This is a genomic window from Synechococcus sp. NB0720_010 (genome assembly GCF_023078835.1).
Classification (GTDB): Bacteria; Cyanobacteriota; Cyanobacteriia; order PCC-6307; family Cyanobiaceae; genus Vulcanococcus.
Map to the genome: position 1 here is coordinate 2207097 of NZ_CP090898.1, position 11335 is coordinate 2218431.

Genomic DNA, 11335 nt, shown 5'->3' on the forward strand with positions numbered 1-11335 from the left:
CGATGGTGCGCTCCCTTCTTCTCGCCCTCTTGCTGGTCCTTAGTCCCTTTGGACTGGTGGCCTGCGCCGCCCCCTCGCCGACGGCGAGCTACGGCTGCGGAACAGCGGGAGTCCCCTGCCTGCAGGGCAAGGCCCTGGTCGAGCTCAAAACCAGCAAGGGTGTTGTTCAGCTGAGCCTGGACGGGGCGGAGGCCCCCCTGACCGCTGGCAACTTTGTCGATCTGGTCCGCCGCGGCGCCTACAACGGCACCGTCTTCCACCGGGTGGTCAAAGAGCCGATTCCCTTTGTCGTTCAGGGCGGCGACCCCCAGAGCTCCAAGCCCGAAACCCCTGTCTCGGCTCTGGGAACCGGCAGCTTCATCGACCCCTCCAGCGGCCAGCCGCGCTTCATCCCCCTGGAACTGCTGTTTGAGGGTGAATCCGGCCCCCGTTACGGGGAGATTGTGACCAGTCCAACCCAGCAGCAGCGTCTGAAGCTGCCCCATGAGCGCGGCTCCCTGGCGATGGCCCGCTCCAGTGATCCCAACTCAGCCAGCGCGCAGTTCTACATCGCCCTGCGGGCCCTGCCTGAGCTCGACGGTCGCTATGCCGTCTTTGGCCGGGTGACCAAGGGGATGGATGTCGTCGATCAGATCAACCAGGGCGACAAGTTGATCAGCGCCAGCGTCCTAGAGGGCGGAACGCTGGTGCGCGACGCCAATTAGGCGGGAACCCGCTTGTCCAGGCTGGTGACCTTCAGGTAGGCCGTATTCACTCCGGAGGCGCGCTCCAGAGCGATGCGGCCCGTGCGGGCAATCTCCAGGATTCCGTAGCTCTCGAGGACGTTCTCGATGGCCACGAGCTTGCCGGGGTCCCCCACGACTTCGATGACCAGAGCGCTGTCGGCCACGTCGACAACCTTGGCGCGGAAAACCTGCACCAGATCGAGGATGGCGGCGCGGTTTTCCGGCGGTGCCGAGACCTTGATCAGCATCAGTTCCCGCTCCACCGAAGGGATCGGGGTGAGGTCGGTGACCGCCAGCACGTTCACCAGCTTGTCCAGCTGTTTGGTGAGCTGCTCGAGGGTTTGGGCGTCACCGTCCACGACCATCGTCAGACGGGAGTGGCCGCGCTTCTCGGCCGGGCCGACGGCCAGGCTTTCGATGTTGAAGCCGCGACGGGCGAACAGACCAGCGATGCGGCTGAGGGCACCGGATTCGTCTTCCACCAGCACCGAGAGGGTGTGCTTCATGCCCAGGGCTGTTCGCGTGGCTGACCGCTCCCCAAGTTACGTGCCAGCCAGGTGGTCACCACCCTGTTGAACAGTTCAGGGTGTTCGTCGTGGGGACAGTGCCCCAGCTCCTGAAGCAGCTGGAGCTGGAGATCGCTCTTGTGGGGCTGCAGTTGCCGGCTGATCTGGGCTGGGACCAGGCGGTCCTGGCTGCCCCAGAGCACCAGCAGTGGTTGCTGCATCCGTTGCAGCAGTGGGGCGGCGGTGGCTTCGCGGGGGCGCAGGGCCATGCCGATGCTCATCGCCCGCAGGGCCTGGGCCGCCTGGGGACGCAGGGCCGGCCGGGCGATCAGCCGCCGCAGTTCGCCGTCCACCGCCCCCAGGTCCTGATAGGCGCTGCGCAGCCCGAGATCCAGCAGCGGTGTTCGTGCGATCAGGGGGACCAGTAGCTCCAGCGGCAGGATCCGGCAGAGGACGATCACCAGCCGGCGCTTCCAGGCCCGGCGCCAGCGGGGCCGCCGCCGCCGCAGGGGCATCAGCAGCGTGGGATCGGGCAGCGGGGCCGCCACGACTCCCTGCACCCAGGTGGGAAAAAAGACGGCGCAGGTCACGGCCACCAGGCTCCCCAGGGAGTTGCCCACCAGGACTGCCGGTCCCTGGACGACCTGCTCCAGAAAGCCCTGGAGTTGCCGCGCCCAAAGCCTGTTGTCCAGGGGGCGATGGCGACGGTGCCGCGGCTGACTGGAGTCGCCAAAGCCCACGAGGTCGATGGCATAGACGCACCAGCCGGCCTGCGCGAAGGCGGCGGCGTTGTGGCGCCAGTGGCCACTGGCGGCACCAAAGCCATGGATCAAGACCAGCGCAGGTGCGCTCCGCTCGCCGACGACGCGCCAATGGCAGGCGTGGCCTTGCCAGTGCCAGGTCCCGTGCTCACCCCAGTGCACCCCCGCAGAGGCAGGCTGGAGATTCAATCGCGGTGGCGCAGTCACAGTGGCCGACACGGCTAGCCCAGCTCACTATTGCGAAGGGGCCGCGCAACTGGTGCTGGGGCCGGGCTTTTTTCGGCCGCAATCCCGTCCCTCCCGGGATGCGGGAGTCCTGCTGAGCCGGTGGCTGACCCGGGAGCGGCCCGGGCGGGTGCTTGATGCCATGGCCGGCTGCGGCATTCGCGCCCTGCGTTATGGCCTGGAGGGGCGGGCCCAGGAGGTCTGGGCGAACGATGCCGACGGGGATCGCCTGCCCCTGCTGCAGGAGAACCTCCAGCCCCTGGGGGACCGTCGTCTGGAGATCAGTGCCCGCACGGCCCAGCACCTGCTGGCCGATTGCTTGATGCAGCAGCGGCGTTTCGATCTGCTCGACCTGGACGCCTTTGGCTGCCCCACAGCCCTGGTTCCCTTGGCGCTAGAGGCCCTGGAGTTCGGGGGTGTTCTCTACCTGGCCAGCACCGACGGTCGCTCTCCGACAGGCCATGACCGCCCCGCGGCGATCCGCTCCCTGGGGGCTGCAGCGCGGGCCCATCCCTCCAGCTGGGAGCTGGCCCTCCGCCTTCAGTTGGCGGTGGTGGCCAAGGCCGCCTGGGCCCTCGGCCGGGGCATCCGGCCCCTGTTCTCCTTTAGTGAGGGCCGCACCTTCCGGACGGCCGTTCAGTTGTTGCGTCGCCCCCAGCCTCGGGAGGAGGAGCAGTTGGGGCTCTGGGCCTACTGCCATCGCTGTGCGGAGCAGTCCCAACAGAGCCTGCTGCGGCTGCGCCGATGGCCGGCCTGCGCCTGCGGTGATGACTCGGCCGCTCCCCTGGCAATTTCGGGGCCCCTCTGGCTGGGCCCCCTGCAGGACCCGCTGGTTCTGCAGGAGCTGCTTGAGGAGTCCCAGGCCCTGCCCCAGCAGAGCCTGGCTCCGGCGAGCCGCCGTCTATTGGAGGGGCTGCGCGCTGACGACGGTTTGCCGGTGTCGTGTTGGCCGCTGGATGTGCTGGCCAAACGTCTGGGGGGCGGCCCGCCCCGCTTGGATGCCTTGATCGACGGCCTGCGCTCGGAGGGCTATGAGGCCAAGCGCTCCGGGGTGATGTCTGCTCAGTTCCGCTGCAATGCGCCCTTCAGACGCGTGGTGGAGCTGGCTTCTGCGCTAAATAGGTAGCTGTTACGGCTTGGGTTCATGGCCTCGGAAATCTTCGGCACCGCAGCGCTGTTCTGGGTTCTGATTCCCCTGGGTCTTGTGGGCGGTGCCCTGCTGCTGAAGCTCCAAGGCGACAACTGATCCCTGATCGCGGGCCGGTTCGGCTCGCCTTTAGGCTCGGGCGTCTTTCGAGTCAGCCCGATGCAGGTCCTGGTGATCGGTGGAACCGGAACCCTGGGTCGCCAGATCGCGCGTCAGGCCCTGGATGCCGGCCATCAGGTCCGCTGCATGGTGCGTTCGCCGCGCAAGGCGGCCTTCCTGCAGGAGTGGGGCTGTGAACTGACCCGCGGCGACCTGCTGGAGCCCGACAGCCTCGATTACGCCCTAGAGGGGCAAGAGGCTGTCATTGATGCCGCGACGGCGCGGGCCACGGATGCGGGCAGCGTCTACGACACCGATTGGACCGGGAAGCTCAATCTCCTGAACGCCTGTGAGCGCGCCGGGGTGAAGCGTTTTGTCTTCCTCTCCCTCCTGGGGGCCGAGAAGCATCGCGATGTCCCGTTGATGGACATCAAGCACTGCACCGAGCAGGCCCTGATCGATTCCGACTTCGACTACACGATCCTGCGCGCTGTGGCCTTCATGCAGGGCCTGATTAGTCAGATCGCGATTCCGGTTCTGGAAAGCCAGACCGTCTGGGTGAGCGGCACGCCGACCCCGATTGCCTACATGAACACCCAGGACCTGGCCCGCTTTGCGGTGGCTGCCCTGGCTCGCCCGGAGACCAGCCGCAAGGCCTTCCCGGTGGTGGGAAATCGGGCCTGGAGCACCGGTGAGATCACCCAGATGTGTGAGAAGTACACCGGCAAGAGTGCTCGCGTGATTCGCGTGCAGCCTTTCCTGCTGCGGTTGATGCAGGGCTTCAGCTCCTTCTTTGAGCCCGCCGTGAACGTGGCGGAACGCCTGGCCTTCGACAAGGTGATGGGCGGTGGCGAGCCCCTGTCGGCTCCGATGGAGGAGAGCTATGCCGCCTTCGGCCTGGACCCCGCGGAGACGACCGAGATGGAGGCCTACCTGAAGGAGTACTACGACACGATCCTCAAGCGCCTGCGCGACATGGAGGCCGATCTGGACAAGGACGCCAAGAAGAAGCTCCCCTTCTGACACCCCTCTGGCGCAGTGAGTGGTTCGCTTGTACTATTGAATCAGTGTTGAGGTAGCTCGGTGGCCATTGCTCAGATCAAGAACCTGCAGCGTCGTCTCGGTTTGCTTGAGCAAGAGGCCGTCGAAGAGGTCAGCCGCGCCTGCGGCAGTGATCTCTGGCAGACCGTCGGTTTTGACGTGGTCGACAGCATGGAGGATGCCGATCGCCGTGCCCGCGCCAACTACTACTACGGGCAGCTCCAGGTGGTGCGTGAGCTGAAGGACGCCCTGGGCTAGGCGGTGAGGGAGCGGATCGGGACACCGCAGGAATAGAGGTGTCCCGGAACCAAGGCGACTAGAGCGAGTTCATGGTCTTGATGGCAGGCCTTGCTCTTGGTCACAAAGGCAGCCGCGTCGTTCGCCCCCCAGACCAGCTCGCCTTTGGCCTCTTCTCTGTATTCCTCCCAAAGCTCAGCAAATTCCTCGCCATCGGCTCCGTTGAGCAGGGCCTCAATCGCTGGCTCGGGTCCGATCTCTTCATGCAGCACGAAGAGCTGTTGGATTAAGGGGTGATCCACGGTGCGGGAGATGCGCAGCACCGATCCGATCGTTCCAATCGCCGTCGCGTAGACCCGGGTGGGTGGTTTGCGGGCATCGATCACGGCCACAGGCAGCGCAAGGGACCAGCTCGCCTGCGCTTCTGCCTGGCGGGCGATGTCCGCTAGCTCCTCGCGCACGCTCTCCACCAGAGCCTGGATGCCGCTGTCCTTTGCCATGGCAGCAGTCTCTAGCGCCCCCAGTCATCGAGGATCTCCATCCTGGCGAAGCCCAGGGGTGCAGCAGCAGGGTTGGGGCCCGCTGGCAGGGCCTCGACTGCAAAGAGATAGAGGTCGTTGAGGGAGGGGTTGTTGGGTGGCCGCAGGACCACGGTCAGCGTCGAACCCGCGGGCTGTGGCTCGGGAAACTCCAGTCGCATGATCCGTTTTTGTTCATGGAACTGGGCGCGGACCGGAATCGCTGTCCCCTCTTGGCGCGGGCGCCCGAAGAACGCCGTGGTTTGTGTGGGGTCAATCCAGAAGGTCTGATCGCTGCCTGAGGTTTGTGTGATCACCAGTCCCCCGAGATCTGCCCCGGCGTTCTGCGCCAGTGAGACGGTGAAAAAATATTCAGGCCCCCCCTGGTCGACGAGCCAGTCGTAGTTGGTGAACTCCACCCTCCAGGGGGGCTGGGTGAAATAGCTCTGACCGTTGAGTTCAAGGGATCGGCCAGGCGTCGCTGCTCCCAGGCTCAATGCCCCGAGCAGGAACCAGCGCTGGACCCGTGCCATCCGTTGCTTAGGCCGCGAGATCCTTTTGCTGTTGCAGGCGCACGCGGTGGGCCACCAGCTTTTCCTGTTGCCGCAGTGCTTCGAGTTGCTTGCTGGAGACCCGAGGGTTGTGCACCTGCCAGTCCCGGTCGGCGGCCGCCTGGTCTGCAGTTGAAGAACCGTGCTGTTCCATGTCTCACCGCTTGCGCCTGGTCCACTCCAGCACTAACAGGCCAGTCCTTGGGCGGGTCTTCATGTTTGCGTAAGGCCCGGTATTTCTGCTCTGGACACCACTCTTTCCCTCGTCGTAGGAAAAGAACCACAGCCAGAGGAGGGGACGATGGCTGATCAACGGCACCCAGAATCCGGAAGCTGCGAACGGAGGACCTGCCTGAAGTGGCAGCCCAGCGGCGAGCTCTCAGAGCATGACTTCGCCAGCCTGATGGACCTGTTACTCGTGGCCGATCAGGAACTCCACGCGGACGATCACTGCGACCTCAAGAGCGCCTGAGGAGCTGTCAGCTCAGGACCGCAGCCCGTTCTTGCTCTTGAGCGCGGGCTAGGTCTTCGCTGAGGACCAGCAGGGCCATGCCCATGAGGGCGAGGGCAGTACCGCAATCCTGATGGCTGCTGCGCTCGATCAGTCGGGCTGTTTGCAGATGTTGGGCCCAACTCAGCTGCATCGGATTGCATCTGCAAGACCATCACTCTCAACTGCGCGGACGAGGCGGCGTGGCTTTGCTTACAACCTGAAACACTGACAATCGCGCTGACTCGTAGCTGCTGTTACGTCTTGCTTGGTTCAGCCCGATACGTTTCGATCAGTCATCGACTGAAGGCGCAATGTCCAACGCGATCGAACTCACGGTTGGTCAGCAGTTTGAGATTGAGCGTTTCAATCGCGCTCTGGATGCCACAACGGATCCGGACCAATTGCGCGATCTAGCCAAGCAATTGATGCAGGCTTGGCAGACCCAAAAGGCCGCCACCAAGTGGGCGATCGAGCACCAGCAGGGCCTCTCCTGCTAGGAGAGCCAGTCCAGGGGTAGGGAGAAGGTGAGGACCCCGTGGGTATTGCTGGTCGGTCCTGGAGTGATCGCAACGCAGGCCAGTTCGCGGTCTTTCCAGGCCTCCCGAGATTTGGCCACAAAGGCTGCAGAATCGCCGACGGACCAAACCGCATGGCCCTTCTCTTCGCGCTCTTCGCGATAACGCTCATAGACCTCGGTGAAGTCCTCCGCCTCGGAACTATCGAGGAATTCCGTTAGGGCTCGCTCTGGGTCACTTTCCCTGGCTCGCTTGAGAAAGGACTGCAGTAAGGGGTGATCGAGGGCACTACTGGCCACCAGTACTGAATTGATCGTGCCGACGTGGGTGGTGACCACCTGCGGAGCGCTGTTTCGGGCATCGATCACAGCGCAGATTGTGGAGAGGGACCATTCCCGTTCCGCCTTGACCAAATTGGCTGGCGCGCGCAGCAGTTGGCGCACATCGCCCACGAGGTTTTTGACGAACTGCTCGGAATCCCCCATCGCCCGATCTCCCCCTTTGGCAGACCGTAGCGATTGCGGAGCCTGGATGAAGCGATTAGGACTACCGGGCGCGGCCTCGATTCAGGCGAATGCTGGTTTTAAAAATCACCAACGCCTCCAAGGTCGTTGCGGCCAAAACCAACCGCTTGTTTGAGGCGCTGACCCCCGACCGCCTGGACCAGAAGCTGGTGGAGGAGCAGGTGATGAAGGGGCTGATCGAGCAGCTCAGGGCCGAGGGCATTGAGGCCGAGGTCGCCCTTGTGGATGGCCTGGATTTCGGTACCAAAGGGGTCTTGGTGACTGAGCGCCTACGAACCAAGCACCGGGAACGCATCTAGCGCCGTTGGCGCCACTGCCAGAAGGTGCGGATCAGCTTGCGGTGGGGTGGTGTGACATCCACCATCGGCCGTGGGGCCGCTTGGCGGTACAGGTTCTCGAAAAACGGCTCCAGCGGAGTCCCCTGGAAGGGATTGCGTTGTTGCGCGGCGACCGTCTGCTCGGCCTCCTTGCGCAGGCGCCGGAGAGTCGGGATCAGCATCAGGCTGACCACCAGCGCCATCAGCAACAGATAGGGCAACAGGCTGGCCAGCCAGATCGTGGCCACCACGGCGGCGCAACCCTGCAGCAGGACCGTGATCCAGCGGGGGCGTTGGCGGCCAGGTAGCTGTTTCACCGAATCAGTCCGTGAGCACTGCGTGGAAGTTGCAGACCTTGCTCAGGCTGTCCTGGTCGCAAAAATCAATGCTGTTTTTGGAGCGCTGCAGCCGCAGCTGAGAGGAGAGAACGGCAGTGCTGACCAGTAGGACCCAGAAGCTGAGCACCGCTGCTGTTCGAAGCAGATCCCCAGCGCTCCTCAATGCTTAGCTGCTCCCGGCATGGCCTTTGTGCGCCAGCACAACGGCAACTTCACGGATCAACTCTCGCACTCCATAGAGAGCCAGAGCGCTCACAATGCCTGCAACCAGTAGGGGCACGGCGTAGTCCATGGGGAAGCGCGCGCGTTTCCCCTGTCTTATCTCCGGAATTTGGCTTTGGCGACGCCACCCTTCCCCCAGCCTCCAGCGCGGCCCGACTTTCCGCCCCCCGCGCGGCCGCCCCGGCCTGATTGCAGCAGGGATTGAAGCCGTCGATCTTCTTCGTCATTAACCGATCGCCACTGGCCCGGTGCCAGCCCGTCCAGGCTGAGAGGTGGGCCTCCATCCATCAGGTCCATCGCCACCCGCAGCAGCCGCAGGGTGGGCAGTCCGACGGCCGCGGTCATCCGCCGCACCTGCCGGTTACGCCCCTCCCGGAGCTCCAGCTGCAGCCAGCTGGTGGGGATGCTCTGGCGCACGCGAATGGGTGGATCACGCTCGGGCCAACCCGGGTCCTGCAGGGCCTGCGCTTGGGCGGGCAGGGTGCGTTGGCCCTGAATCACCAGCCCTGAGCGCAGGGCGTTGAGGGCATCCTCGCTGGGAATGCCCTCGACTTGGCTCCAGTAGCGGCGCCAGTGGCCCCAGGAGGGATCGGTCAGCCTCTGCTGCAGTCTTCCGTTGCTGGTCAGCAGCAACAGGCCTTCGCTATCGGCATCCAGCCGCCCCGCTGCATAGACACCGGGAACCTCGATGTAATCGGCCAGGCAACCCCAGCGACTGCCCTCTTCAGGGGTGAACTGACTGAGAACGCCGTAGGGCTTGTGGAACAGGAGGGTGGTCAGGGTTCAGGAGGCCTGGCGAGCCTTCCAGAGATTCACAACCCCGATCGAGATCATCAGCAGACCCAGATCCATCGAAACGGGGGGGAGAACCATGCTGGCTGCCAAAACAATCGTGAGCCGCGACCCTAGCGACAACTAAGCTGTGGAGAGCACTTGGGTTGGCCACTAGCAGCAGCGCATGATTGAGACCTCCGGCGTCATCGAGAAGGAACAGGGCAACGGGTTCTACCTGGTCACCCTCGAGCAGCCCGCTGGCCACCAATGCCTCTGCCGCGCCGCCGGCAAGCTGACCAAGTTCCGCATCAAATTGCTGGCGGGCGACAAGGTGCTGGTGGAGATCAGCCCCTACGACCTGAGCCGCGGTCGCATCACCTACCGCGAGCGCAACGCCAACGCCGGCCCCCGTCCAGGTGGAAACCGTCCTGGCGGTCCCCGTCGTCGTTGATCACTCTTCAACCCCTGGCCGGAGCGGCCAGGGGTTTTTTGTGGCCCGTACCGCCTAGAGCAGGCTTTCGATCGCCGCCTTGAACTCGCTGCGCTGCTTGACCCCGCGGAACTGTTGCTTGAGTTCCTTGTTCAGGAAGACCTGAACGGTGGGTGTGCCGCTGACACCGGCCTGCTGCGCAATCTCCTGTTCGGCCTCGATGTCGATTTCGATGCCCTGGGCCTGTCCTCCCAGTTCATCCAGGACGCGCTTGAGTTGCGGTTTGAGCACGTGGCAGGGGCCGCAGGTGGGTGAGGTGTAGACGACCACCAGCGGTTTGGTGCTGTCGTGATACAGCTTCCTCAAGGCAAAACTTCCCTTCTGCCACAGGGCATCGCTGCTGAAGTTGGCCTCATCGCTGACGGCTGTGCGCTTGGTTTCGCCCACCTCGGCTGGATCGACGGGCTCATGGCTGACGGTGACCGCCAGGTCCTTCTCCGTCAGCCAGCGTTCGGCGGCGAGGGCGGCCTGGCAGCCGCTACCGGCGGCCGTGATCCCCTGGCGCCACTCCGCATCGGCCACGTCTCCGGCGGCATAGACCCCCTCAAGGCTGGTCTCGGGGCGCCCCGGCTGGGTGATTAGGTAGCCCTTGCCATCGGTGCTGAGCTGCTCGCGCACCAGGCGGGTGTTGGGGGTGTGGCCGATGGCATAGAACATGCCCCGCACGGGGAGCTCTTCGCTCTGGCCGGTCGCGGGATCCTTGAGCTGGATCGCCTCGAGCCACTCGCCACCGCTGCAGTCCGCCACCTGACGGTTCCAGTGCACCTGCACCTTGGGGTTGGCCAGCACCCGGTCTGCCATGGCCTTGCTGGCGCGGAGCTTGTCGCTGCGCACGATCAGGTGGACGCGGCTGGCGTATTTGGTCAGATAGACCGCTTCTTCGCAGGCGGAGTCGCCTCCGCCGACGACCGCCAGCTCCACATCTCGGAACTGCGGGGTCGCACCATCACAGATGGCGCAGGCGCTGATGCCGGCGTTCCAAAAGCGCTGCTCGCTGGGGAGGCCCAGGCGATTAGCGCTGGCACCCGTGGCCAGGATCACAGCGTGGGCCTGGATGGTCTGCCCGTCCGCCTGGATCCGGAAGGGGCGCTGTGAGAGGTCGATGGCCTCGGCGTCGGCCTCGATTAAGCGGGTGCCCCAGCGGACGGCCTGGGCCTTGACCCGGTCCATCAGCTCGGGGCCGAGGATTCCATCGGGGAAGCCGGGGAAGTTCTCGACGTGGGTGGTGGTCATCAGCTGACCGCCAGGGATTCCGCCATCCTGAAAACCCGTGATCACCACAGGGCTGAGGTTGGCCCGGGCGGCGTAGATCGCTGCGGTGTAGCCGGCGGGGCCGGAGCCCACGATGACGAGGTTTTCAACCGATCCGGGCGCGCCAGCGGCCATGGCCTAAAGCGGAATGACTTCGCTTTAGTTTAGGGATCTCCCTGGCGGCGATTGGGGAGGGGCTGGACGGTTGTCCGTATCCCCTTCGCCAGAGCAAATAAACGGGAAGGTCTAAAGATTCTCTTTAGATTTCAAGTAGGCCGTCGGATTCGTTGCTGGTTTCGTTCTCTGAGCCCTTCTCGAAGCTGGGCACCATCAAGACCTGGTCCAGGATCAGTTCGGGCTGGTCGTCGGCGCAGAGGATCCATTCCCGGAACTCCTCTGTCAGGGCGTAGCTGTCTTCATAAAGCTCGCGATCATCCAGGTAAGCGATGCGAGTGACGGCCCAGTTGCTTGCGACCGAGATGCGCCGTTGGGTTGAACCGTGCATGGTTCTCCGTGCGGTTGAGACCAGGTTGGCGGCTGGAGTGCCGCTTTCCGGGCTTGATTCGCACAAATTCGCATTCAGTGCTGAATATTCGATGTA

At 64.4% G+C, this 11335-nt stretch carries 21 protein-coding genes; 9 read left to right on the top strand and 12 right to left on the bottom strand.

Annotated elements, in window-relative coordinates:
- Positions 1-2: 2 nt before the first annotated feature.
- Positions 3-704, top strand: a complete 702-nt coding sequence (locus LY254_RS11690) for a peptidylprolyl isomerase (RefSeq protein ID WP_247477331.1) — start codon at positions 3-5, stop codon at positions 702-704.
- Here LY254_RS11690 and ilvN read toward each other — a convergent pair.
- Complete coding sequence (ilvN, locus tag LY254_RS11695) at positions 701-1231, bottom strand: acetolactate synthase small subunit (RefSeq protein ID WP_010315670.1); 531 nt, start codon at positions 1229-1231, stop codon at positions 701-703. The genes LY254_RS11690 and ilvN overlap by 4 nt on opposite strands.
- Positions 1228-2211, bottom strand: coding sequence for an alpha/beta fold hydrolase (locus tag LY254_RS11700; RefSeq protein WP_371820467.1), 984 nt, complete (start codon positions 2209-2211; stop codon positions 1228-1230). The genes ilvN and LY254_RS11700 overlap by 4 nt, the downstream gene beginning before the upstream one ends.
- Here LY254_RS11700 and LY254_RS11705 point away from each other — a divergent pair.
- From LY254_RS11705 to LY254_RS11720, 4 genes are read left to right on the top strand one after another with little or no spacing between them, the layout of a single operon-like run.
- Positions 2201-3343 carry a N2,N2-dimethylguanosine tRNA methyltransferase gene (locus LY254_RS11705; RefSeq protein WP_247477332.1) on the top strand — a complete coding sequence of 381 codons (1143 nt, stop codon included), beginning with the start codon at positions 2201-2203 and terminating at the stop codon, positions 3341-3343. The two genes, LY254_RS11700 and LY254_RS11705, sit on opposite strands and share 11 nt — an antisense overlap.
- A gap of 18 nt (positions 3344-3361) precedes the next feature.
- Positions 3362-3463 (top strand): cytochrome b6-f complex subunit PetM, encoded by a 102-nt coding sequence (petM, locus tag LY254_RS11710; RefSeq protein WP_010315676.1) that lies wholly within the window; start codon positions 3362-3364, stop codon positions 3461-3463.
- 60 nt (positions 3464-3523) lie between these two features.
- Entirely contained in the window at positions 3524-4486 is a 963-nt protein-coding gene (locus tag LY254_RS11715; protein WP_010315679.1) for an NAD(P)H-binding protein, read from the top strand.
- 60 nt (positions 4487-4546) lie between these two features.
- Positions 4547-4762 carry a hypothetical protein gene (locus LY254_RS11720; protein WP_010315681.1) on the top strand — a complete coding sequence of 72 codons (216 nt, stop codon included), beginning with the start codon at positions 4547-4549 and terminating at the stop codon, positions 4760-4762.
- On the opposite strand, the gene LY254_RS11725 is transcribed toward LY254_RS11720, so the two are convergent.
- From LY254_RS11725 to LY254_RS11735, 3 genes are read right to left on the bottom strand one after another with little or no spacing between them, the layout of a single operon-like run.
- Entirely contained in the window at positions 4759-5241 is a 483-nt protein-coding gene (locus tag LY254_RS11725) for a hypothetical protein (protein WP_247477333.1), read from the bottom strand. The genes LY254_RS11720 and LY254_RS11725 overlap by 4 nt on opposite strands.
- Before the next feature lie 11 nt (positions 5242-5252).
- Positions 5253-5792, bottom strand: a complete 540-nt coding sequence (locus tag LY254_RS11730) for a DUF2808 domain-containing protein (RefSeq protein ID WP_247477335.1) — start codon at positions 5790-5792, stop codon at positions 5253-5255.
- 7 nt (positions 5793-5799) lie between these two features.
- Positions 5800-5964, bottom strand: a complete 165-nt coding sequence (locus LY254_RS11735; RefSeq protein WP_247477337.1) for a hypothetical protein — start codon at positions 5962-5964, stop codon at positions 5800-5802.
- A gap of 147 nt (positions 5965-6111) precedes the next feature.
- Here LY254_RS11735 and LY254_RS11740 point away from each other — a divergent pair, with 147 nt between their 5' ends.
- Complete coding sequence (locus tag LY254_RS11740; RefSeq protein ID WP_010315690.1) at positions 6112-6282, top strand: hypothetical protein; 171 nt, start codon at positions 6112-6114, stop codon at positions 6280-6282.
- Between the two features lie 7 nt (positions 6283-6289).
- Here the strand turns inward: LY254_RS11740 and LY254_RS11745 are convergent, their stop codons facing one another.
- Complete coding sequence (locus LY254_RS11745) at positions 6290-6454, bottom strand: hypothetical protein (protein WP_010315691.1); 165 nt, start codon at positions 6452-6454, stop codon at positions 6290-6292.
- A gap of 160 nt (positions 6455-6614) precedes the next feature.
- On the opposite strand from LY254_RS11745, the gene LY254_RS11750 reads away from it, so the two are divergent.
- Positions 6615-6800: a hypothetical protein gene (locus tag LY254_RS11750; protein ID WP_010315693.1), complete on the top strand. Its 186-nt coding sequence runs from the start codon at positions 6615-6617 to the stop codon at positions 6798-6800.
- Here the strand turns inward: LY254_RS11750 and LY254_RS11755 are convergent.
- On the bottom strand, positions 6797-7303 hold the full coding sequence (locus LY254_RS11755; protein ID WP_247477338.1) for a hypothetical protein: 507 nt from the start codon (positions 7301-7303) through the stop codon (positions 6797-6799). The two genes, LY254_RS11750 and LY254_RS11755, sit on opposite strands and share 4 nt — an antisense overlap.
- 89 nt (positions 7304-7392) lie before the next feature.
- Between LY254_RS11755 and LY254_RS11760 the strand changes: the two genes are divergently transcribed.
- Positions 7393-7641, top strand: coding sequence for a hypothetical protein (locus tag LY254_RS11760; RefSeq protein WP_010315697.1), 249 nt, complete (start codon positions 7393-7395; stop codon positions 7639-7641).
- Here the strand turns inward: LY254_RS11760 and LY254_RS11765 are convergent.
- The 3 genes from LY254_RS11765 to LY254_RS11775 all read right to left on the bottom strand — a co-directional run bounded on the left by LY254_RS11765 (position 7638) and on the right by LY254_RS11775 (position 8999).
- Complete coding sequence (locus LY254_RS11765) at positions 7638-7976, bottom strand: hypothetical protein (RefSeq protein WP_010315700.1); 339 nt, start codon at positions 7974-7976, stop codon at positions 7638-7640. The two genes, LY254_RS11760 and LY254_RS11765, sit on opposite strands and share 4 nt — an antisense overlap.
- A gap of 4 nt (positions 7977-7980) precedes the next feature.
- Positions 7981-8124, bottom strand: a complete 144-nt coding sequence (locus LY254_RS11770; protein ID WP_247477340.1) for a hypothetical protein — start codon at positions 8122-8124, stop codon at positions 7981-7983.
- Between the two features lie 191 nt (positions 8125-8315).
- Complete coding sequence (locus LY254_RS11775) at positions 8316-8999, bottom strand: pseudouridine synthase (RefSeq protein ID WP_247479908.1); 684 nt, start codon at positions 8997-8999, stop codon at positions 8316-8318.
- A 178-nt stretch (positions 9000-9177) separates the two neighbouring features.
- Between LY254_RS11775 and infA the strand changes: the two genes are divergently transcribed.
- Positions 9178-9444 carry a translation initiation factor IF-1 gene (gene infA / locus LY254_RS11780; RefSeq protein WP_010310444.1) on the top strand — a complete coding sequence of 89 codons (267 nt, stop codon included), beginning with the start codon at positions 9178-9180 and terminating at the stop codon, positions 9442-9444.
- A 54-nt stretch (positions 9445-9498) separates the two neighbouring features.
- On the opposite strand, the gene trxB is transcribed toward infA, so the two are convergent.
- Both trxB and LY254_RS11790 read right to left on the bottom strand, forming a co-directional pair.
- Positions 9499-10869, bottom strand: a complete 1371-nt coding sequence (gene trxB, locus LY254_RS11785; protein ID WP_247477342.1) for a thioredoxin-disulfide reductase — start codon at positions 10867-10869, stop codon at positions 9499-9501.
- Positions 10870-10993: 124 nt separating this feature from the next.
- Positions 10994-11239, bottom strand: a complete 246-nt coding sequence (locus tag LY254_RS11790; protein ID WP_010315719.1) for a hypothetical protein — start codon at positions 11237-11239, stop codon at positions 10994-10996.
- Positions 11240-11335: the final 96 nt, after the last annotated feature.